The sequence below is a fragment of the Williamsia sp. 1138 genome, assembly GCF_002095435.2.
Classification (GTDB): Bacteria; Actinomycetota; Actinomycetes; order Mycobacteriales; family Mycobacteriaceae; genus Williamsia.
This window is the reverse complement of sequence record NZ_MJEJ02000032.1, coordinates 67,803-89,710: the sequence shown is the minus strand read 5'-3', so window position 1 is coordinate 89,710 and position 21,908 is coordinate 67,803. Positions and strand designations below refer to the sequence as shown.

Here is a 21,908-nt window from a genome sequence, read left to right as displayed (position 1 = left end):
CCCATAACAAACGGTCGGGGGCGGCTAGAAAGTGGACAGTTTGCCTGCGTCGATTTGCCGCAGATGACCGAGCGTGCCAACAGGGGGCTGTTCCGTGAGCTACAACAATGCCGATGTGCCGGCGCCGCCGCCGTGGTTGCAGGCCGACGCCGACATAGATCTTTCGCAATTTGAACGATCGGGAATCCCAGCGCGACAACCAGATCCATCGTCCGCATTGCCGAACATCGAGGCCGACCCAGGCCGGCACGGCACTGATGACGCGCCGCAGGGAAATGCGGTCGAGCGTCAGCCATCCACCGCCGCTCCGCAGGCGGATGCACAACCCGTTCCGCCGCAGCCGGGTCCGCCCTTGCACGCACCACCTGGGTACCCACAGCCGCAGTCCTACGGAATTCCTGCGCAGTCACCGGGCGCGCCGTTCGCACCTGCACCCCTTCACGCAGAAGTGACGCCGCCCGCCACGCCACCGGGGAGTCCGGCTCAGTTCACCTCGGAACCCCGGCACGGCCAGGGCTTTGCGCCGCCGGCGGCCTATGCCCCACCGCCCGGACCCGCCCAGCAGGGGCTGCCGCAGCCCGGACCGCCGCAACCCGTTCCCGGACAGCAGTATCCCGCGGTCCAGCCCGGGCCACCCCAACCCGGACTGCAGCAGCCCGGGTACGGCCAGCCCCCGCCCTACGGCAACACTGGGTACGGCCCGGCGAGCCTCGATGAGGTCGCCCTCCTCCGTAAAGCCCGCCGCGCCCCTGCGAGCGGCTGGAGGCGTACGGTCCACAAACTGTCCGCGGGCACCATCAATCCGGGTGAGTCGCCAGATGACCTGGTCTACAAACAATTGCTGGAGCGCGTCAACCAACCCGTCCGCGGCGACTATCGCATCGCGGTGCTCTCCCTCAAGGGCGGGGTCGGGAAGACCACGACCACAGTGGGACTGGGTTCGACCTTTGCATCCTTGCGGGGTGATCGCGTGATCGCCGTCGACGCCAACCCCGACCTGGGCACACTGGCCCAGCGCATTCCGCAGCAAACCCGTTCCACGGTGCGCGATCTGCTGTCCGATGAGTCGATCTACCGCTATTCCGATGTGCGCGCCCACACCTCACAGGCGCCGAGCAGGTTGGAAGTTCTTGCCTCAGAGCGTGATCCGGCAGTTGCCGAAGCTTTCAGCGAAACCGACTACCGCGGCGTGATGACTGTGCTGCAGCGGTTCTACAACATCATCATCACCGACTGCGGCACCGGTCTGAGCCATTCGGCAATGAATGGTGTTCTCGACATGGCCAACGCACTCATCCTGGTCACCTCGCCGGCGATCGACGGCGCCCGGAGTGCGGGGGCCACGCTCGACTGGCTTCAGGCACACGGTTTCGGGCATCTCGTCAGCAGTGCAGTGGTGGTATTGAGCTCATCACGTCCGGGTGCATCGTCCATCGACACAGATCAGCTCAGCGCACACTTCTTGACCAGATGTCGGGCCGTACAACAGATCCCATTCGACGATCATCTCGCCGAGGGCGCCGAGGTCGACCTCGACCTCCTCGGCAAACAGACCCGGCGGGCACTGGTGGAAATGGCTGCCACGGTGGCGGACGACTTCCCGTCCACCACGATCAGGCGCAACGAGCCGTACACCAATTCCTGAACTTTCCCCGCCGACCGGTAAGGTAAAAAGATGAGCTATCCAGGGCCCTACGAGAATTCGGGCACACCGGAGTGGCAGAGCAGTCAGCCACCACAGGGTTCACCGGGATACCCGGCACCCTACGAGGCGCCGATGCCGATTTATCCGGCACCTGCCCCCTACGGACAACCCGCATATGGGCCTGCCGCGTTCGGGCCTGTCGCCGGATTCTCCGGCGATCCGGGCGCACCTTTCGGACGCGATCCGTACTCGGGCGAACCCCTTTCGGACAAGTCGAAGGTGGTTGCCGGTCTGTTGCAGCTGTTCCTCGGCGGCTTCGGCGCCGGCCGCTTCTACATCGGCTCCAATGGCATCGCGATCGGGCAGTTGTGCGCTCTGATCGCGGGATGGGTCCTCGCGATCGTCCTGATCGGATACATCATCCTGCTCGGGCTCGGCATCTGGGTGATCGTCGACGCGATCATGATCTTCACCGGCAGCGTCCGCGATTCCCGCGGACTCAAACTCAGGGATTGACGCCCAGCCCCCGAAAGTGTGTTGTTCTGGCGGGCCCCACCTGTGCTTTTGTTCGCCAGAACAGCACATCATCGGGGAGGGTCAGTCGCCGCAGCAGCCGTTCGGGTCGATAGCGGTGCGGGTTTCACGGGTCACGGCATTACGCAGGGCCAACTTGCTGTCGGCCGGGTAATCGACACCGACGAGACTCAGACCGCAGGCCGGCGCAACCGGGACCTCACTCGAGCGGCTCCGTTGCTGCAGCAGTCCCGCGCACCACTGCACTGATCTGCGCCCCTCACCCACGGTCGCAACTGCCCCGACGAGTGAACGCACCATCGACCAGCAGAATGCGTCGGCGCTGACGTGGGCGACGAGTACCCCGAAGTCGTCGCGCATCCAGCTGAAGTGCTGTAGCTCGCGCACTGTGGTGGCCCCGTCACGCCGGCGGCAAAACGCGGCGAAGTCGTTGAGCCCCAACAGCGCAGCCGATGCTTCTTCGAGTAGATCGGCATTCAGGGGGCGAGACCAGGCCGCGGTCGTCCGCGCCGCCACCGGTTCGGCGCCCCACGGGTCATCGGCCAACCGGTATTCGTAGTGTCTGCGGAGCGCAGAGAACCGGGCATCGAATTCGACAGGGGCCTCTTCGATGTCCTTGACCCGCACATCGGTGGGCAGCATCTTCGCCAGTCGGCGCACCAGCTTGCCCGGATCCCCCGCGATCGACCGGGTCTGAAACGATGCCTCGCTGACGTCGAAATGCGCGGCTTGCCCGGTCGCGTGGACGCCCGCATCGGTGCGGCCTGCAACCGTGAGGGTGACCGGCTCACGCAGCACCGTACTCAGCGCTTCTTCGAGAACCCCACACACCGTCCGCTGCCCCGGCTGTCTGGCCCATCCGGCGAAGTCGGTTCCGTCGTAGCCGATCTGCATCCGCAACCGCATAGCGGCCCTTCTTCTATGACGAAGCCCGCCACCGGAAATACCGGGTGGCGGGCTCGTCAGAAACGTTGACGCGCAGGCGTCTTACTTCTTGTCTTCGTCGACGATCTCGGCGGCGCTCTTGGCCGTCGTCTCATCGGTCAGACCCTCGGCGACTGCTTCGGCGTTCTCGACCTCGGCATCGGTGGCGTCGGCCTCGACGGCCTCGACCACGTTGTCGTCAGCCGAATCGGCTTCGACGACAGCCTCATCGGCCTTCTTCTTCGAAGCGGCAGCGCGGGTAGCGCGGTCGGCCTCCGACGAAGCGGTCTTTTCCTTCACCAGTTCGATCACTGCCATGGGGGCGTTGTCGCCCTTGCGTGGCAGCGTCTTGATGATGCGGGTGTAGCCACCCGGACGGTCCGCGTAGAACGGCCCGATCTCGGCGAACAGGGTGTGCACGACGTCCTTGTTACGGATGTCCTTGAGCACCTCACGACGGTGAGCCAGGTTACCGGCCTTCGCGTGGGTGATCAGCTTCTCCGCGTAGGGACGCAGCTTCTTCGCCTTGGCTTCGGTCGTGGTGATCCGGCCGTGCTCGAAGAGCGAGGTGGCGAGGTTCGCCAGCATCGCTTTCTGGTGCGAAGCCGACCCGCCGAGGCGGGTACCCTTTGTGGGCTTGGGCATTTCGAACTCCTAGGGTTCGCTCTCGACCTCTCGGTCGTGAGCTGGGGGTCTGGTTAGAGCTGTTCGGTTTCCGCGAAGTCTTCGCCGGCAGCGTCATCGGAGAAAGCAGCGTCGTCGGACCAGGTGCCGGTGGCAACGTCATATCCGGCCACCTGGGACGGATCGAAGCTGGCCGGGCTGTCCTTGAGCGCCAGGCCCAGTGCGTGCAGCTTGACCTTGACCTCGTCGATCGACTTCTGCCCGAAGTTCCGGATGTCGAGAAGATCCGATTCGGTGCGGGCCACGAGCTCGCCGACGGTGTGCACTCCCTCACGCTTGAGGCAGTTGTACGACCGGACGGTGAGTTCCAGGTCCTCGATCGGAAGGCTGAAGGACGCGATGTGATCGGCCTCGGCGGGCGAGGGGCCGATCTCGACGCCTTCTGCTTCGACGTTGAGCTCACGTGCGAGTCCGAACAGTTCGACCAGGGTCTTGCCGGCCGAGGCCAGCGCGTCCCGCGCGGTGATGGAGTTCTTGGTCTCCACGTCGAGAACGAGCCGATCGAAGTCGGTGCGCTGCTCGACGCGGGTGGCTTCCACCTTGTAGGTGACCTTGAGCACCGGCGAGTAGATCGAGTCGACCGGGATACGGCCGATCTCGGCGCCGGACGCCTTGTTCTGGACGGCGGGGACGTAGCCGCGACCGCGCTCGACGACGAGCTCGATCTCCAACTTGCCCTTGTCGTTCAGGGTGGCGATGTGCAGATCCGGATTGTGCACGGTGACACCGGCCGGAGGCACGATGTCAGCGCCGGTGACCGCGCCGGGTCCCTGCTTGCGCACGTACATGGTGACCGGCTCGTCTTCTTCCGAGCTCACGACCAGGCCCTTGAGGTTCAGGATGATGTCGGTGACATCTTCCTTGACTCCCGGGACGGTGGTGAACTCGTGCAGCACCCCGTCGATCCGGATGCTGGTGACAGCAGCGCCGGGGATCGACGAGAGCAGGGTGCGACGGAGCGAGTTACCGAGGGTGTAACCGAATCCTGGCTCAAGCGGCTCGATGACGAACTTCGAGCGGTCTTCCGCGATGATCTCTTCGGACAGTGTGGGTCGCTGTGAAATCAGCATGTATCTTCTTCTCCTCTTGAACGCCCGCTATATGACGTCCTAGACAATGAAACTGTGCGGCGGTTGCCGCGGAAACCGAATCAGCGCTGGGCTGGTTCGTGGACTACTTCGAGTAGAACTCGACGATGAGCTGTTCCTGCAGCGGCACGTCGATCTGTGCGCGCTCAGGCTCTGAGTGCACCAGGATGCGCAGCGTGCTGGGCACGACCTGCAACCAGCCCGGCACCGGACGATCGCCCTGGATTTCCTTGGCGATCTGGAACGGCGTGGTCTGCAACGACTTCGGGCGGACATCGATGATGTCGTAGCGAGAGACGCGGTAGCTCGGGACGTCGACCTTCACACCGTTGACGGTGAGGTGTCCGTGGCTGACCATCTGACGGGCCTGACGACGGGTACGAGCCAGTCCGGCGCGGTACACGACGTTGTCCAGACGGGTCTCGAGCAGACGCAGCAGCTCGTCACCGGTCTTGCCGTTGCGACGATTGGCTTCTTTGTAATAGAGACTGAACTGCTTTTCCATCACGCCGTAGGTGAAGCGAGCCTTCTGCTTCTCCTGCAGCTGGAGCAGGTATTCGCTCTCCTTGATCCGCGCGCGGCCATGCTGGCCGGGCGGGTAGGGGCGACGCTCGAACGCCTGGTCTCCGCCGACGAGGTCGACGCGCAGACGGCGAGATTTGCGGGTTGCGGGTCCGGTATAACGAGCCATTTTCTAGTCCTCTTCTTTCCCGTTAGACCCGACGCCGCTTGGGCGGACGGCAACCGTTGTGCGGCTGCGGGGTGACATCGGAAATGGTGCCGACCTCGAGGCCGGCGGCCTGCAGTGATCGAATTGCGGTCTCGCGGCCCGAACCCGGGCCCTTCACGAAGACGTCGACCTTCTTGACGCCGTGTTCCTGCGCCTTGCGGGCAGCACTCTCGGCGGCGAGCTGCGCGGCGAACGGGGTGCTCTTACGCGAACCCTTGAAGCCGACGTGGCCCGAAGACGCCCAGGCGATGACATTGCCGGCCGGATCGGTGATGGAGACGATGGTGTTGTTGAACGTGCTCTTGATGTGCGCGCTGCCGTGCGGGACGTTCTTCTTCTCGCGACGACGAGTGCCCTTCTTGGGGCCGGCGCTACGTGACTTAGGAGGCATGGATTACTTCTTCTTCCCGGCGATGGTCTTCTTCGGGCCCTTACGGGTCCGGGCGTTGGTCTTGGTGCGCTGTCCACGGACAGGCAGTCCACGACGGTGACGCAGACCCTGGTAGCAGCCGATCTCGATCTTGCGACGAATGTCGGCCTGCACCTCGCGGCGTAGGTCACCTTCGACCTTGACCGAGGCCTCGAGGTACTCGCGAAGCTTCAGAACGTCTTCGTCGGTGAGATCCTTGGCCCGCAGATCGGCGCTGAGACCGGTCGCGGCAAGGATCTCCTTGGAGGTGGTACGACCAACTCCATAGATGTAAGTCAGTGCGATCTCCAGGCGCTTTTCGCGCGGGAGGTCTACACCAGCAACACGTGCCATGTGGCGTTTCCTTTGGTTCTCGGAGGTCTGCTCCCAGTCCGTCCCCTGCTCTGCGAGGGGCCCCGGCCTCCGTGCCGGGGGTAGGCGGTGATCCGTTTATCGCCGCTGGTGCTGGGAGGTCTTCTCTAGCCTGTATTCAGTTGTGTCTCGCTCTTGCAAGCGATCTTGCGAGGGTGCTGATCAGCCCTGACGCTGCTTGTGACGCAGGTTGTCGCAGATCACCATGACCCGGCCGTTACGCCGGATCACCTTGCACTTCTCGCAGATCGGCTTGACGCTCGGCTGAACCTTCACGTCTCGATCTCCTTCAAAGCCCCGAGGCGCAGCGCAAAGCTGCACCACAGCTGGTGTTCTTACCCGGAGGTGTCCGGGAAGCCTTTACTTGTACCGGTAAACGATGCGGCCGCGGGTCAGGTCGTAGGGCGACAGCTCCACGACCACGCGGTCCTCGGGCAGGATGCGGATGTAGTGCTGCCGCATCTTGCCACTGATGTGGGCGAGCACCTTGTGGCCGTTCTCCAGCTCAATGCGGAACATTGCATTGGGCAGGGGTTCGACAACTCGACCCTCGACCTCGATCGCGCCTTCTTTGGCCATAGCCTCCACGATTCTGGTGTGTTCACCACACCTGAACAGTTCTGTTCGATTACCTTCATGGCACGCCCGTGTCCCGGATATTCGAGTGACAGCTGGCAGAGGACTCGACAGAGTTCTGCGGATCTGGGCACGAAGACAACCCGGCGCGGGTGCACCGTTGATCAACTTTACGCTGCTGCGCTGCTCAGGACAAATAAGTCCGATATCCCCCACCGTCGGCCAACCCGCCCGGCTCGAAACTGCCCCTTGACGCGATCACATCTGCCGGTTTACCGTGACTCCACTCACAAATTGAAACGTTTCAACAGCGTTTCGTCACTGACAGGCACCACATGCACAGAGTGTGTTTCACGATGAATCTGCAACCAGATCGCATCGACGACTACCTCGCCGCCCACGAGAATGTCTGGCCCGAGATGCTCGAGGCCCTTCGCTCGTCCGGCTGGCACAACTACTCGCTGTTCCTACGCCCTACCGACGGCCTGGTGGTCGGCTACCTCGAGACCGACGACTTCGAGCGGGCCCGGGAGCTGATGGCCCGGACCGAGGTGAACGAACGGTGGCAGGGCCAGATGGCCCAGTACTTCGACACCGGAACCAACCCCGACACCGCGATGACCGTTCTCGATGACTATTTCCACCTCGCATGACCCTCCCCTAGTTAGTTCCACCCCTCGCTAGTCCGCAGTACCCTCCCATCTCATAACCCCCTGAAGGAGACCCCATGAAGCTCGGGGCGAAGAAGACCACCGGTTGGAAAGCGACCATCTCGGTCGCCATGTCCAACTACATCGAGGCCGGATCGATCATCGCGATCGCCACCAGCCTCGGTTTCTGGCAAGACGAGTTCGGCATCAGCAACTTCGCCGTCGGGTTGCTCGCCGCACTCAGCGCCAACGCTTTCGGAGCCGCGATCGGCGCCGCCATCGGCGGTCCGCTGTGTGATCGCTACGGCCGCAAAGCGATCTACACCTACGACCTGATCGTCTACATGGTCGGCGTTTTGCTGGCCGCGTTCGCCATGAATTTCGGAATGCTGATGATCGCGTTCGTGGTCACCGGTATCGCGGTCGGCGCCGGCGTCCCCGCGTCGTGGACCTACATTGCCGAGCAGGCCCCTTCTGGCGCTCGCGCCAAGCACGTCGGCACCGCCCAGCTCGCGTGGTCGGTCGGACCGCTGGTCGGCTTCGCGCTGGCCGCCGCGCTCGCCCCGCTGGGACTCCTGGGATCACGGATCATCTTCCTCCACCTGTTCGTCGTCGCCGCCGTGGTCTGGTGGATCCGTCAAGGGCTGGTCGAGTCGAAGATCTGGAAGGACGAGGGCCGCGAGAACGCGGACGCACCGCAGGCGTCCGCCTCGGGAGGAGAAGGCCTGCGTGGCCTGTTCTCGAAGAAGGTCAACATCACTGCCCTGCTCGTGCTCATCGGCATCTACGGCTTCTGGAACACCGTCGCCGGCCAGGCGGGCATCTTCATGCCCCGGGTGTACGAGACCGCAGGCCTCGAGAGCGAGGTCCAGCAGAACCTGCTGCAGGTGCTGGTCTGGGGCATGACGGTACTGGCCACGTATTTCGTCTTCATGCGTCTCGCCGACCACATGTCGCAGCGCCTGCTGTTCGTACTCGGCGCCATCCCCGGCATCTTCGCCTGGGGCGTGCTGGTCCTGTTCACCGACGGCGGCATGACCACCCTTCTCATCTTCGCGATCTGCTGGGGCATCTCGAGCGGTGTCGGTGCGCAGGCCTTCTACAGCCTCTGGGCCAGCGAATTGTTCGCGACCCCGTACCGGGCCAGCGCCCAGGGCATCATGTTCTTCGTGGTCCGCACGGCCACCGGCCTGCTGAGCTACTTCTTCCCCACCCTGCTCGCCGCCACCGGTCTGGCCTGGGTCGGACTCATCCTGATGATCTGCCTGACGGCTTCACTGATCGTCGGGGTTGTCTGGGCCCCCAACACGCGCGGTAAGGAACTCAAGGACATCGAGATCGAGCGCTACGGCGAGCCGATCAGTCCCGAATTGACGACCACCACACCTGCAGCTCGACGGGATCCGGTTCGGCAGGAGCCGTCCCCGACGGTGAACGTGCCGGCGTCAGCAGGAAACGCAGGAGGAAACTGAGATGAGAAACTTCGACTCCGACGCAATTGAAACGTTTCAGAACCTGGCCATCGAACTCCCCTCCTGGGCGTTCGGAAACTCCGGGACGCGGTTCAAGGTCTTCGGCACCCCCGGCACCCCGCGCACCGTCGAGGAGAAGATCGCCGACGCCGCGACCGTGCACCGCTTCACCGGACTGGCACCGAAGGTCGCACTCCACATCCCCTGGGATCTCGTCGACGACTTCGGGGCGCTACGAACCTATGCCGCCGACCTGGGAGTCGGCCTGGGAACGGTCAACTCCAACACCTTCCAGGACGACGACTACAAGTTCGGCAGCCTGACCCACACCGACAAGCATGTGCGGCAGAAGGCGATCGATCATCACCTCGCATGCATCGAGGTGATGAACGAGACCGGTTCCCGCGACCTGAAGATCTGGCTCGCCGACGGCACGAACTACCCGGGCCAGGGCGACATCCGCGGCAGGCAGGATCGCCTCGCGGAGTCACTCGCGACCATCTACCAGCACATCGGTCACGAGCAGCGGATGGTGCTGGAGTACAAGTTCTTCGAGCCCGCGACATACATGACAGATGTGCCCGACTGGGGTACCTCGTACGCCCAGGTCAGCGCTCTCGGCGAACGCGCCCTGGTCTGCCTCGACACCGGCCACCACGCGCCGGGGACGAACATCGAGTTCATCGTGGCGCAGTTGCTGCGGTTGGGGAAACTCGGATCGTTCGACTTCAACTCCCGGTTCTACGCCGACGACGACCTGATCGTCGGCGCGGCCGATCCGTTCCAGCTGTTCCGCATCATGTTCGAGGTCATCCGCGGCGGCGGCCTCGCCACCGGGTCGCCGGTCGCCCTGATGCTCGATCAGTGCCACAACGTCGAAGAGAAGATCCCCGGCCAGATCCGATCGGTGCTCAACGTGCAGGAGATGACCACCCGCGCGCTGCTCGTCGACACCGACGCGCTGGCCGCCGCCCAGGAGGCGGGAGATGTGTTGGGCGCCAACGCAATCTTCATGGACGCGTTCTACACCGACATCCGGCCCGATCTTGCGACCTGGCGAACCGAGCGCGGCCTCCCGGCCGATCCGATGGCTGCATTCGCCGACTCCGGATACCAGGAAGAGATCGCCGCCGCCCGCGTCGGCGGTACGCAGTCTTCCTGGGGCGCTTGAGCATTCCCGCATCACCATTTCCGAAGGAACAACACCATGACCAATGAAACCGTCAACCAACTGATCGAACGCTCCAACCGGCTCGGCGCCGACCCCAAGAACACCAACTATGCGGGCGGCAACACTTCCGCCAAGGGCACCGACCGCGACCCGGTGACCGGTCAGGACGTCGACCTGATGTGGGTCAAGGGTTCGGGCGGCGACCTGGGCACCCTCACCGAGAACGGCCTCGCGGTACTGCGACTGGACCGTCTGCGCGCGCTGACCGACGTGTACCCCGGCGTCGACCGCGAGGACGAGATGGTCGCAGCGTTCGACTACACCCTGCACGGTCGCGGCGGCGCGGCGCCCTCGATCGACACCGCCATGCACGGCCTGGTCGACGCCGCCCACGTCGACCACCTGCACCCCGACTCCGGTATCGCGATAGCGACCGCCGCCGACGGTGAAGCGATCACCAAGCAGATCTGGGGCGACCGGGTGATCTGGGTTCCGTGGCGGCGACCCGGTTTCCAGCTCGGGCTCGACATCTCCGAGGTCAAGCGCCAGAATCCGCAGGCGATCGGAACAATCCTCGGCGGTCACGGCATCACCGCCTGGGGCGACACCTCCGAGGCTGCCGAGGCAAACTCGCTCGAGATCATCGCCGCCGCAGAGGAATTCATCGCGGCCAACGGCCGGCCGCAGCCGTTCGGTCCGCCGCTACGGGGCTTCGGCCCGCTCAGTCCAGCGGAGCGTCGAGCGAAGGCCGCAGCGCTGGCACCGACCCTGCGCGGATTGGCATCCACCGACAACGCCCAGGTCGGACACTTCACCGACACCGACCCGGTCCTCGAATTCCTCACCGGCGCGGAGCATCCCCGGCTCGCCTCGCTCGGGACGTCGTGCCCCGATCACTTCTTGCGCACCAAGGTCAAGCCGATGGTGCTCGACCTGCCGGCCGACGCGCCCATCGGGGACTGCATAACACGTCTCAAAGAGCTCCACCGCTCGTATCGAGATGACTACACCGCCTACTACAACCGGCATGCGACCGAGGACTCCCCCGCCATGCGCGGGGCCGACCCCGCAATCGTGCTCATCCCGGGCGTCGGCATGTTCAGCTACGGCAAGAACAAACAAACCGCCCGCGTGGCCGGCGAGTTCTACCTCAACGCCATCAATGTCATGCGCGGCGCAGAGTCGATCTCGCACTACCTGCCCATCGACGAAGTCGAGAAGTTCCGCATCGAGTACTGGGCCCTGGAAGAGGCCAAGCTCGCCCGGATGCCCAAGCCCAAGCCACTGGCCACCCGCATCGCTCTGGTGACCGGCGCCGCCTCGGGCATCGGCAAGGCCATCGCGACCCGGCTCGCCGCCGAAGGTGCATGCGTCGTGATCGCCGACCTCGACGCGGAGAAGGCAGCAGCGGCGGCCGAGGAGATCGGAGGCTCCGACGTCGCCATCGGAATCCGCGCCGACGTCACCGACGAGGCGCAGGTGCAGGCCGCGATCGATGCGTGCGTCCTCGCGTTCGGCGGTATCGACCTGGTGGTCAACAACGCCGGACTGTCGCTGTCGAAATCGCTTCTCGACACCACCGCGGCAGACTGGGACCTGCAGCACAACGTGATGGCCCGCGGATCGTTCCTGGTGTCCAAGGCCGCTGCCAAGGCACTCATCGATCAGCAGATGGGCGGCGACATCCTGTACATCTCGTCGAAGAACTCGGTGTTCGCCGGCCCCAACAACATCGCGTATTCGGCCACCAAAGCCGATCAGGCACATCAGGTTCGACTGCTCGCCGCCGAACTCGGCGAGCACGGCATCAAGGTCAACGGCATCAACCCCGACGGCGTCGTCCGCGGATCGGGCATCTTCGCCGGCGGCTGGGGCGCGAAGCGAGCGGCCGTCTACGGTGTCGCCGAAGAAGATCTCGGCGAGTTCTACGCCCAGCGCACATTGCTCAAACGCGAAGTGCTGCCGGAGAACATCGCCAACGCGGCGTTCGTGCTGTGCAGCTCCGACATGTCGCACACCACCGGCCTGCATGTGCCCGTCGATGCCGGTGTGGCCGCGGCATTCCTGCGATGAGCAAGGGCTCACGCGTGGCCGAGCTGGCCGCCGTCGACCTGGGAGCGACCAGCGGTCGCGTGATGCTGGCCGAGGTCGGCGACGGCCGACTGGACATTCGCGAGGTGAATCGATTCCCCAACGGCCCCCTCCCGATCTGGGACGGCCACCGAACCGCGTTGCACTGGGACGTACCCGGCCTGTACTCGCATATCCGCGACGGCTTGTCGTCGGCGGCACGTCAGGCCACGGATCTGATCGGGATCGGGATCGACTCGTGGGCAGTCGATTACGGGTTGCTGCGCGACGGGCGCCTGCTCGGCCTGCCGTACCACTACCGCGATGACCGGAACCACGCCGGTGTCTCGGCGGTACACCAAGGGATCGATCCCGCAGTGCTCTACGCCCGCAACGGCTTGCAGTTCCTGCCCTTCAACACCGTGTACCAACTGATGGCGGAAAAGCAGGCCGGGACACTGGAGCTCGCCGACCGGGCACTGCTGATCCCGGACCTCATCGGGTATTGGCTGACCGGTCAGATGGCGACCGAACGCACCAACGCCTCGACCACCGGGCTGCTCGGCGCGGACGGCATCTGGGACAGCGAACTCGAACGTACGCTCGGGCTGCCCACCGGGTTGTTTCCCGCGCTCATCGAACCCGGCTCCGAACTCGGTCCGGTCCTGCCGCAGATCGTCACGCAGCTCGGACTGCCGTCGTCGGTCACAGTGAGCGCCGTTGCCTCGCACGACACCGCCTCGGCGGTCGTCGCGGTGCCGATGCGCCCCGAATCGGCCGCATACATCTCATGCGGCACCTGGGGACTGGTCGGCGTCGAGCTGGCCGACCGGGTCGTCGACCCGGCGGCTCGCGTCGCCAACTTCACCAATGAGGTCGGGGCGGACAGGCGGATACGATTCCTGCGCAACGTCATGGGCCTGTGGCTCCTGAGTGAGTCCGTGCGGCAATGGCAGCGCGAAGGCACGGCCGTCGAGCTGCCCCGACTGCTCGACGAGGCAGCACAGGCACACCCTCCGGTCGAGCTCTTCGACACCGATGACCCGGAGTTCCTGACACCCGGTGACATGCCGGCGCGTATCGCGCAGTGGTACGCCGGCCGAGGCCTTCCCGCCCCGGCCGGCCACGCCCCGATGGTTCGAGCCATCCTGGAGAGCCTCGCCGGAGCTTTCGCCCGTCGTGTTCGTGAGGCGGCATCGCTCTCGGGCACCGCCGTCGAGGTCGTGCACATCGTCGGCGGCGGCTCCCGAAATCGGTTGCTGTGTCAGCTCACCGCAGACCGACTCGGAATACCGGTACTCGCGGGCCCCGTCGAGGCCACCGCGATCGGCAACATCCTGATCTCCGCCCGCACGAAAGAGCTGATCGCCGACGATCCCGAGAGCGCCCGCGCGCTGGTCGCCGCCACCTTCCCACCCGAACGTTTCGAGCCGCGCACCGCGGCCCGCCCACACCACCTGAAGGCAACCCGATGAAGCGACAACTGCCGAAGGTCAACGACCTCGCGCCCCTGATGAAGTTCAAGAAGCCGGAGTTCGACGCCAAGAAGCGGCGACTGGACGCCGCGCTGACGATCGAGGACCTACGCCGCATCGCCAAACGCCGCACCCCGAAGGCCGCCTTCGATTACACCGACGGTTCCGCCGAGGCGGAGATCTCCATCGGTCGTGCCCGAGAAGCTTTCGCAGACATCCAATTCAATCCGGCGATCTTGCGTGACGTCTCCAAGGTGAGCACCGGTTGGGAGGTCCTCGGCGCTCCGGTGTCGTTGCCGTTCGGTATCGCGCCCACCGGTTTCACCCGCATGATGCAGACCGAAGGCGAGATCGCAGGCGCCCATGCCGCGGCACGGGCGGGCATCCCCTTCTCGCTGTCCACCATGGGCACCGCGTCCATCGAGGATGTCCAGGAAGCCAATCCGCAGGGCCGCAACTGGTTCCAGCTCTACATGTGGAAAGAACGCGACCGCTCGATGGCACTGGTCGACCGGGCCGCCAAGGCAGGTTACGACACCCTGCTCGTCACCGTCGACGTGCCGGTCGCCGGCGCACGCCTGCGGGACAAGCGCAACGGGATGTCGATCCCACCTGCGCTCACCCCGGGCACAGTCCTCAATGCGCTGCCGCGCCCGAGTTGGTGGATCGATTTCCTCACCACCGAACCGCTGGCCTTCGCCTCCCTCGATCGCTGGTCGGGTACCGTTGCCGAACTGCTGGACACCATGTTCGATCCGACGGTGACCTTCGACGACCTGGCCTGGATCCGCGATCAGTGGCCCGGCAAGATCGTCGTGAAGGGCATCCAGACCGTGGCCGACGCACATGCTGTGGTCGACCTGGGTGTCGATGGCATCGTGTTGTCCAATCATGGTGGACGGCAACTCGACCGGGCGCCGATCCCCTTTCACCTGCTCCCTGACGTCGCCCGCGAGGTCGGTTCCGACACCGAGGTCCTCCTCGACACCGGCATCATGTCCGGGGCCGACATCGTCGCGGCCATCGCCCTCGGCGCCCGTTTCACCCTGATCGGCCGGGCTTACCTCTACGGCCTCATGGCAGGTGGCGAAGCGGGCGTTAACCGGGCCGTCGACATCCTCGCCGAACAGGTCGAACGCACCATGCGACTTCTGGGTGTCACCTCGCTCGAGGAGTTGACCCCTGCACACGTCACACAGCTGACCCGACTCGCTCCGCGCTAGCCTGTCGGTGGACGCGGAGTCGGGTGTCCACCCGAAGGTCGGAAAGGGAAACAGCGATGCCGGTGAGCATGCGCGACGTGGCCGCAGCCGCGTCGGTGTCCCTCGGAACCGTGTCGAACGTGCTGAACTCGCCCGACAAGGTCGCACCGGCCACTGTCGATCGAGTGCACAAGGCGATCACCGAACTCGGTTTCGTACGCAACGACGCTGCGCGGCAACTCAAAGCTGGTAGGTCGCGCTGCGTCGGCTTGATCGTGCTCGATGTGGGGAACCCGTTCTTCACCGATCTCGCCCGGGCCGCAGAGCGGCAGGCGGCGGAGAACAACCTCACCCTCCTGCTGGGTACCTCCGACGACGACGTCGCCCGCGAGCACATGTACATCGAAACCTTCGACGAACAACGGGTTTTCGGAGTTCTGGTGTCGCCGGTCGGTGATGACCTGAGCCGGCTCGAAGCGTTGCATCAGCGCGGAACGCCCGTGGTTCTCGTCGACCGGAACGGGCAGGGGACGGTGTTCCCCTCGGTCACCGTCGACGATGTCGCCGGTGGTGCGCTGGCGTGCGAGCACCTGTGCGAGACCGGGAGGCGCCGGCTCGCCTTCGTCGGCGGCCCCCGCGGCCTGCACCAGGTGGCCGACCGACTGCGCGGCGCTCGCGAGGCGATCGCCCGGGTACCCGGTGCGACGCTCGAGGTGATCGAAACGCCTGCACTGAGTGTGCTGGCAGGTCGCGCTGCGGGCGAGGAAATCCGCAGGCGTCCGGCGGACGAACGTCCTGACGCAGTCTTCTGCGCCAACGACCTCCTCGCCATCGGGATCCTGCAAGCCCTGACGATGCTCGGCGACATCGCGGTTCCACGCGACATCGCGCTCATCGGCTACGACGACATCGACTTCGCCCAGTCCGCAGTGGTCCCCCTGTCATCGATCAGCCAGCCGAGCCGTCAACTGGGGTCCAGCGCCATCGAGCTCCTCGTCGATGAGATGTCCAGGTCTCCACAGACCCCGCCTCGGCATGTGCTTTTCCAGCCGCAGCTGGTCGTACGGGCCTCCACCGCACCCGGCTGACCTGGTGACCGGGCCGGGATCGTCGAGGCCTTTCGAGCGCCATCTCTGGTGTTCCCGACCACCATTGTGGAACACTCGTTGTCAGATGTGAGACGGATCACCAGGGAGCTGCTCATGGCCGAGAACAAAACCACCTTCTGCCGAATTTGCGAACCGCTGTGCGGGATGATCGCCACCGTCGAAGACGGTAAGTTGCTGTCCCTGCGGCCGGACAAGGAGAACCCTCTCTCGAAGGGATTCGCCTGCCCCAAGGGCATCGCCTTCAGCGAGATCGTCAACGACCCCGATCGGGTGCTGCACCCACTTCGCAAGAACGAGTTCGGAGAGTTCGAACAGGTCTCGTGGACAACGGCGATGACCGAGATCACCGAGAAGCTGGCTGCGATACACAAACGGGACGGGGCATCCGGTATCGGATGGTATTTCGGTAATCCCGCGACCTTCTCGACGGGCCACACCCTCTGGGTCGCCAACTTCACCACGCTGCTGGGCACACCCCACGTCTACTCCGCAGGTTCTCAGGACGTGAACAACCGCTTCGTGGCCAGCCACTTCCTCTACGGCACACCGGTCGCCGCGCCCATACCCGACATCAACCGAGTGCAATTCCTCGTCATCATCGGCGCCAATCCCGTTGTCTCGCACGGCAGTGTGATGAGTTCGCCGCGCATCCGCGAGGGGCTCACCGCCATCACCAAACGCGGTGGTCAGGTGCTCGTCATCGACCCCCGTCGCACCGAGACGGCCCGCGAGTTCGACTGGCAGCCGATCGTCCCCGACACCGACGCCCTGTTGTTGCTGTCGCTGCTACACGTCATGTTCGACGAAAAGCTCGCCGACGCCGACCGACTGCGGGAACAGGCCACCGGGGTGGCGGCCATCACGTCGCTGACGGCCAAGTACCCGCCGGAGCTGACCTCGGAGAGCACCGGCATCGACGCCGACACCGTGCGCGACCTCGCCCGCAAGTTGGTGCTCACCGACCGCGCGGCGCTCTACGGCCGGGTGGGCACCTCACTCGGCCGGACCGGCACCCTGACCACTGCGCTGCTCGACATCGTCAACCTCGTCGCAGGCAACCTCGACACCGTGGGCGGCTCGATGTTCGGCGACCTCGGCATACCCGGGCAGCGCGCTGGAGTCACCGCCATGCAGCATGTTTCGAACTTCGCGTGGAACGGCCGGCGCAGTCGGATCGGCGGCCTGCCGCAGGTTCTCGGCACCGCTCCGGCGTCGCTGATGGCCAAGGAGATGATGACTCCGGGCAAGGGCCAGCTCAAGGCGCTGTTCGTGAGCGCGGGCAATCCGGTGCTGTCGGTGCCGAACGGCGACGAACTCGTCAAGGCCCTCGGTGGGCTCGAGCTGATGGTGTCGCTCGACTTCTATCAGAACGAGACCAACGCCCACGCCGACTACATCTTGCCCACGACCACCATGTACGAACGGGCCGACTTCCTGATCCCCTTTCAGCCCCTGTTCACCACACCGTTCAAACAGGCGACCGCCGCGGTCATCCCGCCCATGGGCGAAGCCCGCGAGGAGTGGCAGATCGTCAACGATTTCGTCGCCGCACTCGCTCCCCAGGCACCGGCGCTCCGTGGGCTGCATCTGTTCAACAAGCTGGCCGCACGGGTCGGCAAACCGTGGACACCGACGCGGCTCTCGGATCTGGTGGTCCGACTGGGCGCGGGTGGGAATCGCTTCGGGTTACGCCGCGGCGGACTGACTTTCAGCACGTTGCTGGACAAGTTCCCGCACGGCACGATCGTCGCCGACAATCTCGAACCGGGCCAGCTGCGCAAGTTCGTCACCCACCGCCATCGCAAGATCCGCCTCGACGCACCCGAACTGCTTGCCGAGATCGACCGCCTCGATCCTGATGCCGACCCGTCGTACCCGTTGCGGCTCATCGGTATGCGGGAGATCCGGTCGGAGAACAGCTGGCAGCACAATTCGCCGATGCTCCTGCGCGGCGGGCGCGCTCACAGCGCCCGCATGCACCCGACGGACGCCGGCGCTCGGGGACTCGACGAAGGCGACCTGGTGACGGTGACGTCCCGGCACGGACAGATCGCCCTTCCGATCAGCGTCACCGACGACATCAAACCCGGCGTCGTTGCCATTCCTCACGGCTGGGGACACAACGGCAGCGGAGGCTGGACGAAGGCGAACGACGCCGCGACCAATGACCTCGGCAGCGGAGGGGCGAACGTGAATGCGCTCATCTCGTCCGATCCCGAGGATCTCGAACGACTCGCCGGCATGGCGAACATGACCGGCGTTCCCATCGAGGTGACACCGCTGGAGCAATCGATTCGCGCCCAGCTGGCCACCCAAGCTCCGGAATTGGTGGATTCTGGCGAGTAAAACCGCAGGTCGAACTCACCAGAACCCACCAAGATCGGGGGGTCAGATGAGTTTCGCGAGCTCCTCGACGATGTCGACGTCACCCAGGATCTGGATGGCGACATGATCGGCACCCTGGCCGAGGTGTGAATCGAGCTGTTCGCGGACCACCTCCGCGCTGCCGTGCGCGACGAGTGCATCGATCAACGCGTCGGTACCACCGTCGGCGATGTCGGCGTCGGTATAGCCGAAGCGCTTCAGGTTGTTGGTGTAGTTCTGCAGATGCAGGTACGGCTGGTCCACATAGGGCCGGCCGACCGACCTGGCGAGTTCGGCGTCTTCGGTGAGCACCACTTTGTGCTCGGGTGCGAGGAACTTGTCCGGGCCGAGGATTTCGCGGGCGTACTCGGTATGAGCTGCCGGTACGAGATAAGGGTGCGAGCCGAGCGCGCGGTCTCGCGCCAGTCGTAACATGCGGGGGCCGAGGGCTGCGATCACCCGACGGTCAGCGGGAACCCCGGTCTCATCGAGAACGTCGAGGTAGGCCACCAGCGAGTCATAGGGACTCTTGTACTCCTGGATGGCTTCCGGATGGCTGACCCCGATTCCCAGCAGGAAGCGGCCCGGGAAATCTGTCTCGAGTTCAGTGAACTGCTGCGCGATCTCCGCGGCCTCGGTGTTCCAGATGCTCGTGATACCGGTCGCCACCCGGATCGACGACGTCGCCTCGAGGATCTTGCGCGCCGGTGAAAGCGATCGCGGCGAACCACCGAGCCAGATGGTGCCGTAGCCGAGTTCTTCGATCTCGTGTGCCTGTTGCGGGGATATCGCCGAAAAGCCGGCCCACACCCCATGAGTTCCGAATCCAGTCATACTCCAGTGCAACTCCCCCGAGGCGGAGGCCATTCCACCGGGCGTCATTCGCACGCAGCAATTCTTTCGCGCCACCAGGCCAGACCAGGACAGATGTCGATATCGTCGGCCGCATGCGGATGACCGTCGTACTCGCTGCTGTGCTTCTCGTTGGTTGCTCGACCGGAGACGATGGCTCCGCCGAACGGAGTGAGACATCCCATGGCTCCGCGACCGTGATCCGGACGATCGAGCCGGTGGACGCAGGCGGCGTCCCGCTGCCCGGTTACACCGCCCGGGACATTCCGACGCTCGCACCGCTCGATTGCTTCACCGATATCACCGGCGGCCTCCGCTGCTCGGACACTCCGGGCGGTCTTCGCTTCTGCGTCGAGGCCGGCGAGAGCACGGCGGCGTGTCTCGCCGATCCTCGAGATACCGAGTTCGGCCTTGTGGCAGCAACTCTCACGTTCATGACCGACGTGAGCCCCTACGTTCCCGCCGGCCTCGACCTGGCCGATGGCTCGCGCTGCACCCTGAGCCGCAACCCCATGGCGATGGCGACCGGAGACGCACAATTCGTCCACGTCTACGGGTGCACGGACGGCCCGACCCAGGGTGTGTACGTCGAACCCCTCGCGGAGATCGGCAATCCGGTGCGAAACGTCATCGACCGCACGTCGGATCGGTGGACGGTTCAGGGCGGTGACGACACCGGCCCGACACGAACGGTCGAGGTCGCCGTCGCTTACGAACTGTTCAGTCGTTAGGTTGGCTGGATGAGAGCTGTACTACAGCGGGTCACGTCCGCATCGGTGAGTGTCGACGGCGCGGTGATCGGCGAATTGGCCATCCCTGCCGGTTCCCACGGACTCGTCGCCTTGATCGGTGTGACGCACGACGACACTCCCGACACCGCTGTCAAACTCGCCGACAAGATCTGGCGGCTGCGCATCCTGGAGGGCGAGAAGTCCGCCGCAGACCTGGACGCACCCGTTCTCGTCATCAGTCAATTCACCCTCTACGCCAACACCGACAAGGGACGTCGCCCGTCGTGGAATGCGGCGGCGCCGGGTTCGGTCGCCGAACCACTCGTCGACACCGTGGTCGCGGCACTGAGAGCATCAGGAGCCCACGTCGAGACCGGCAGATTCGGCGCGAACATGCAGGTCGAACTGGTCAACGACGGTCCGGTGACCATTTCGCTCGAGGTGTCTGAGATTGCCTTACAGGGCCTGCGTGGCCGCAGCGAACTTCCCACCGGTTTCCCGATGTTGCCCTCGGTAGACGGTCATGTGATCACCGACGAACTCGTCGACGAATTCCGCGATGACCAAGCGTGACGCTGTTCCGGCCCGTTACCTGCTCGATGTGAACATCCTGGTAGCCCTCACCCGCGCCGACCATGTCCACCATCACCGCGCGCACGAGTGGTTCAGCGACATCGCGTCATGGGCCACCGCTGCCGTCACCGAGTCGTCCTACCTGCGACTGATGCTCAACCCAAGGGTGGCCGGGACCACATACCGCACCATCGACATCCTGGCGACACTGCGAGGCCTCCGAGCGCTGCCCGGGCATCAGTTCATCTCAGACGGAACCACTTTGGCGGACGCTGCCATCGAAGTCACCACACTCATCGGCACCAAACAGGTCACCGATTTCCATCTCGTCAATCTCGCAGCGACGAGCGGGGTGATCTTGGCGACGTTCGATGGTCGGCTGAAGAACTCGCTCGCACCGGCGGACCGCCATTACGTACACGTGATCGCCTGATCGGGCCTCGACTACGGACGCGTGGTGAGAATCCGCGGACCATCGCCGGTGACGACCACGGTGTGCTCCCAGTGCGACGCCCTGGTCCCGTCATCGGTGATCACGGTCCAGCCGTCGTCGAGTTCGGTGGTGTCGACGGTACCCAGGGTGAGCATCGGCTCGATCGCCAGCGTCGAACCGATCACCAGGACCGGGCCGCGACCCGGTTTACCCTCGTTGGCCAGGAACGGGTCGAGGTGCATCTGTCTACCGATACCGTGACCGCCGTAACCGGCGACGATCCCGAAAGAACGGCCGAAGGTCTTTTCCGCTGCGCGGGTTGCCGTTTCGATCGCATGCGAGATGTCGGTGAGCCTGCCGCCATCGACCATCGCGGCGATGCCGGCGTCGAGGGCCTGCTGGGTGGCGGCGTTCAGATCCTGATCGGCCTGCGACAACTCGCCGACCCCGAAGGTCCAGGCTGAATCGCCGTGCCAGCCGTCGAGTATCGCACCGCAGTCGATGGACACCAGGTCATGCTCGGCAAGGATCACGTCTTTCGACGGGATACCGTGCACCACAACCTCGTTCACCGAGCTGCAGATCGAACCGGTGAAGCCGTGGTAGCCGAGGAACGACGGCACCGCGCCCGCGTCGCGGATCACCGATTCTGCGATCTGGTCGAGTTCCAGAGTGCTCACACCGGGTCGCGCAGCGTCACGCACCGCCACCAGGGCGTTACCGACGATCGCACCGGCAGCGGCCATGGCATCGATTTCGCCGGCGCTGCGAAACGGCACCGGCTTGGGTTTACGAAAACCCATTCTCATACCTGCGCATTCTCGTACCGTGCCGCGAGGGACGG

22 protein-coding genes and 1 pseudogene are annotated in these 21,908 nt (G+C 64.9%); 13 read left to right on the top strand and 10 right to left on the bottom strand.

Translation table 11 applies throughout. The features are described 5' to 3' along the window. Positions 1 to 94: 94 nt before the first annotated feature. Both BH683_RS06455 and BH683_RS06450 read left to right on the top strand, forming a co-directional pair. Positions 95 to 1,645 carry a MinD/ParA family protein gene (locus tag BH683_RS06455; protein ID WP_084835445.1) on the top strand — a complete coding sequence of 517 codons (1,551 nt, stop codon included), beginning with the start codon at positions 95 to 97 and terminating at the stop codon, positions 1,643 to 1,645. A gap of 30 nt (positions 1,646 to 1,675) precedes the next feature. Next, positions 1,676 to 2,161: a TM2 domain-containing protein gene (locus tag BH683_RS06450; protein WP_084835444.1), complete on the top strand. Its 486-nt coding sequence runs from the start codon at positions 1,676 to 1,678 to the stop codon at positions 2,159 to 2,161. An 81-nt stretch (positions 2,162 to 2,242) separates the two neighbouring features. Here the strand turns inward: BH683_RS06450 and truA are convergent, their stop codons facing one another. From truA to infA, 8 genes are all read right to left on the bottom strand, one after another. Next, entirely contained in the window at positions 2,243 to 3,085 is an 843-nt protein-coding gene (gene truA / locus BH683_RS06445; RefSeq protein WP_084835443.1) for a tRNA pseudouridine(38-40) synthase TruA, read from the bottom strand. 81 nt (positions 3,086 to 3,166) lie between these two features. Beyond that, entirely contained in the window at positions 3,167 to 3,748 is a 582-nt protein-coding gene (gene rplQ / locus BH683_RS06440; RefSeq protein ID WP_084835442.1) for a 50S ribosomal protein L17, read from the bottom strand. A gap of 53 nt (positions 3,749 to 3,801) precedes the next feature. Beyond that, entirely contained in the window at positions 3,802 to 4,857 is a 1,056-nt protein-coding gene (locus BH683_RS06435) for a DNA-directed RNA polymerase subunit alpha (RefSeq protein ID WP_084835441.1), read from the bottom strand. 103 nt (positions 4,858 to 4,960) lie between these two features. Next, the gene (rpsD, locus tag BH683_RS06430; protein ID WP_084835440.1) at positions 4,961 to 5,566 is read right to left on the bottom strand and encodes a 30S ribosomal protein S4; all 606 of its coding nucleotides are present in this window, start codon (positions 5,564 to 5,566) and stop codon (positions 4,961 to 4,963) included. A gap of 22 nt (positions 5,567 to 5,588) precedes the next feature. After that, complete coding sequence (gene rpsK / locus BH683_RS06425; RefSeq protein WP_084835439.1) at positions 5,589 to 5,996, bottom strand: 30S ribosomal protein S11; 408 nt, start codon at positions 5,994 to 5,996, stop codon at positions 5,589 to 5,591. 3 nt (positions 5,997 to 5,999) lie between these two features. Beyond that, positions 6,000 to 6,368, bottom strand: coding sequence for a 30S ribosomal protein S13 (rpsM, locus tag BH683_RS06420; protein WP_084835438.1), 369 nt, complete (start codon positions 6,366 to 6,368; stop codon positions 6,000 to 6,002). A 180-nt stretch (positions 6,369 to 6,548) separates the two neighbouring features. Then, positions 6,549 to 6,662, bottom strand: a complete 114-nt coding sequence (rpmJ, locus tag BH683_RS06415; RefSeq protein ID WP_040515091.1) for a 50S ribosomal protein L36 — start codon at positions 6,660 to 6,662, stop codon at positions 6,549 to 6,551. 84 nt (positions 6,663 to 6,746) lie between these two features. Continuing rightward, a complete protein-coding gene (gene infA, locus BH683_RS06410; RefSeq protein ID WP_020109371.1) occupies positions 6,747 to 6,965 on the bottom strand; it encodes a translation initiation factor IF-1 in 219 nt (72 codons plus the stop codon). A 332-nt stretch (positions 6,966 to 7,297) separates the two neighbouring features. On the opposite strand from infA, the gene BH683_RS06405 reads away from it, so the two are divergent. From BH683_RS06405 to BH683_RS06370, 8 genes are all read left to right on the top strand, one after another. Beyond that, positions 7,298 to 7,615, top strand: a complete 318-nt coding sequence (locus BH683_RS06405) for an L-rhamnose mutarotase (protein WP_084835437.1) — start codon at positions 7,298 to 7,300, stop codon at positions 7,613 to 7,615. 74 nt (positions 7,616 to 7,689) lie between these two features. After that, positions 7,690 to 9,084, top strand: a complete 1,395-nt coding sequence (locus BH683_RS06400; protein WP_246833216.1) for an MFS transporter — start codon at positions 7,690 to 7,692, stop codon at positions 9,082 to 9,084. Between the two features lies 1 nt (position 9,085). Continuing rightward, on the top strand, positions 9,086 to 10,255 hold the full coding sequence (gene rhaI, locus BH683_RS06395) for an L-rhamnose isomerase (RefSeq protein ID WP_084835436.1): 1,170 nt from the start codon (positions 9,086 to 9,088) through the stop codon (positions 10,253 to 10,255). A 36-nt stretch (positions 10,256 to 10,291) separates the two neighbouring features. Next, entirely contained in the window at positions 10,292 to 12,328 is a 2,037-nt protein-coding gene (locus BH683_RS06390; RefSeq protein WP_084835435.1) for a bifunctional rhamnulose-1-phosphate aldolase/short-chain dehydrogenase, read from the top strand. Then, positions 12,325 to 13,800: a rhamnulokinase family protein gene (locus tag BH683_RS06385; RefSeq protein ID WP_084835434.1), complete on the top strand. Its 1,476-nt coding sequence runs from the start codon at positions 12,325 to 12,327 to the stop codon at positions 13,798 to 13,800. Before BH683_RS06390 ends, BH683_RS06385 begins: the two co-directional genes overlap by 4 nt. Continuing rightward, positions 13,797 to 15,023: an alpha-hydroxy acid oxidase gene (locus BH683_RS06380; RefSeq protein WP_084835433.1), complete on the top strand. Its 1,227-nt coding sequence runs from the start codon at positions 13,797 to 13,799 to the stop codon at positions 15,021 to 15,023. Before BH683_RS06385 ends, BH683_RS06380 begins: the two co-directional genes overlap by 4 nt. Before the next feature lie 56 nt (positions 15,024 to 15,079). After that, positions 15,080 to 16,090, top strand: a complete 1,011-nt coding sequence (locus BH683_RS06375; protein ID WP_084835432.1) for a LacI family DNA-binding transcriptional regulator — start codon at positions 15,080 to 15,082, stop codon at positions 16,088 to 16,090. Between the two features lie 114 nt (positions 16,091 to 16,204). Then, entirely contained in the window at positions 16,205 to 18,457 is a 2,253-nt protein-coding gene (locus tag BH683_RS06370; protein WP_084835478.1) for a molybdopterin-dependent oxidoreductase, read from the top strand. Positions 18,458 to 18,499: 42 nt separating this feature from the next. On the opposite strand, the gene BH683_RS06365 is transcribed toward BH683_RS06370, so the two are convergent. Continuing rightward, positions 18,500 to 19,309: an LLM class F420-dependent oxidoreductase gene (locus BH683_RS06365; protein WP_094647296.1), complete on the bottom strand. Its 810-nt coding sequence runs from the start codon at positions 19,307 to 19,309 to the stop codon at positions 18,500 to 18,502. Positions 19,310 to 19,422: 113 nt separating this feature from the next. On the opposite strand from BH683_RS06365, the gene BH683_RS06360 reads away from it, so the two are divergent. The 3 genes and pseudogenes from BH683_RS06360 to BH683_RS06350 all read left to right on the top strand — a co-directional run bounded on the left by BH683_RS06360 (position 19,423) and on the right by BH683_RS06350 (position 21,064). Continuing rightward, entirely contained in the window at positions 19,423 to 20,058 is a 636-nt protein-coding gene (locus tag BH683_RS06360; RefSeq protein WP_084835430.1) for a hypothetical protein, read from the top strand. Between the two features lie 9 nt (positions 20,059 to 20,067). Continuing rightward, positions 20,068 to 20,502: pseudogene (dtd, locus tag BH683_RS06355) on the top strand (D-aminoacyl-tRNA deacylase); the annotation flags it as partial. A 115-nt stretch (positions 20,503 to 20,617) separates the two neighbouring features. After that, positions 20,618 to 21,064 (top strand): TA system VapC family ribonuclease toxin, encoded by a 447-nt coding sequence (locus BH683_RS06350; protein ID WP_084835428.1) that lies wholly within the window; start codon positions 20,618 to 20,620, stop codon positions 21,062 to 21,064. An 11-nt stretch (positions 21,065 to 21,075) separates the two neighbouring features. Here BH683_RS06350 and map read toward each other — a convergent pair whose 3' ends face one another. After that, a complete protein-coding gene (map, locus tag BH683_RS06345) occupies positions 21,076 to 21,867 on the bottom strand; it encodes a type I methionyl aminopeptidase (RefSeq protein WP_084835427.1) in 792 nt (263 codons plus the stop codon). Positions 21,868 to 21,908: the final 41 nt, after the last annotated feature.

Coding starts and splice junctions, on each gene's coding strand:
- BH683_RS06450 (WP_084835444.1), top strand. CDS start 1,676: ATGAGCTATCCAGGGCCCTACGAGAATTCGGGCACACCGGAGTGGCAG.
- truA (WP_084835443.1), bottom strand. CDS start 3,085: ATGCGGTTGCGGATGCAGATCGGCTACGACGGAACCGACTTCGCCGGA.
- rplQ (WP_084835442.1), bottom strand. CDS start 3,748: ATGCCCAAGCCCACAAAGGGTACCCGCCTCGGCGGGTCGGCTTCGCAC.
- BH683_RS06435 (WP_084835441.1), bottom strand. CDS start 4,857: ATGCTGATTTCACAGCGACCCACACTGTCCGAAGAGATCATCGCGGAA.
- rpsD (WP_084835440.1), bottom strand. CDS start 5,566: ATGGCTCGTTATACCGGACCCGCAACCCGCAAATCTCGCCGTCTGCGC.
- rpsK (WP_084835439.1), bottom strand. CDS start 5,996: ATGCCTCCTAAGTCACGTAGCGCCGGCCCCAAGAAGGGCACTCGTCGT.
- rpsM (WP_084835438.1), bottom strand. CDS start 6,368: ATGGCACGTGTTGCTGGTGTAGACCTCCCGCGCGAAAAGCGCCTGGAG.
- infA (WP_020109371.1), bottom strand. CDS start 6,965: ATGGCCAAAGAAGGCGCGATCGAGGTCGAGGGTCGAGTTGTCGAACCC.
- BH683_RS06405 (WP_084835437.1), top strand. CDS start 7,298: ATGCACAGAGTGTGTTTCACGATGAATCTGCAACCAGATCGCATCGAC.
- BH683_RS06400 (WP_246833216.1), top strand. CDS start 7,690: ATGAAGCTCGGGGCGAAGAAGACCACCGGTTGGAAAGCGACCATCTCG.
- rhaI (WP_084835436.1), top strand. CDS start 9,086: ATGAGAAACTTCGACTCCGACGCAATTGAAACGTTTCAGAACCTGGCC.
- BH683_RS06390 (WP_084835435.1), top strand. CDS start 10,292: ATGACCAATGAAACCGTCAACCAACTGATCGAACGCTCCAACCGGCTC.
- BH683_RS06385 (WP_084835434.1), top strand. CDS start 12,325: ATGAGCAAGGGCTCACGCGTGGCCGAGCTGGCCGCCGTCGACCTGGGA.
- BH683_RS06380 (WP_084835433.1), top strand. CDS start 13,797: ATGAAGCGACAACTGCCGAAGGTCAACGACCTCGCGCCCCTGATGAAG.
- BH683_RS06375 (WP_084835432.1), top strand. CDS start 15,080: ATGCCGGTGAGCATGCGCGACGTGGCCGCAGCCGCGTCGGTGTCCCTC.
- BH683_RS06370 (WP_084835478.1), top strand. CDS start 16,205: ATGGCCGAGAACAAAACCACCTTCTGCCGAATTTGCGAACCGCTGTGC.
- BH683_RS06365 (WP_094647296.1), bottom strand. CDS start 19,309: ATGACTGGATTCGGAACTCATGGGGTGTGGGCCGGCTTTTCGGCGATA.
- BH683_RS06360 (WP_084835430.1), top strand. CDS start 19,423: ATGCGGATGACCGTCGTACTCGCTGCTGTGCTTCTCGTTGGTTGCTCG.
- BH683_RS06350 (WP_084835428.1), top strand. CDS start 20,618: ATGACCAAGCGTGACGCTGTTCCGGCCCGTTACCTGCTCGATGTGAAC.
- map (WP_084835427.1), bottom strand. CDS start 21,867: ATGGGTTTTCGTAAACCCAAGCCGGTGCCGTTTCGCAGCGCCGGCGAA.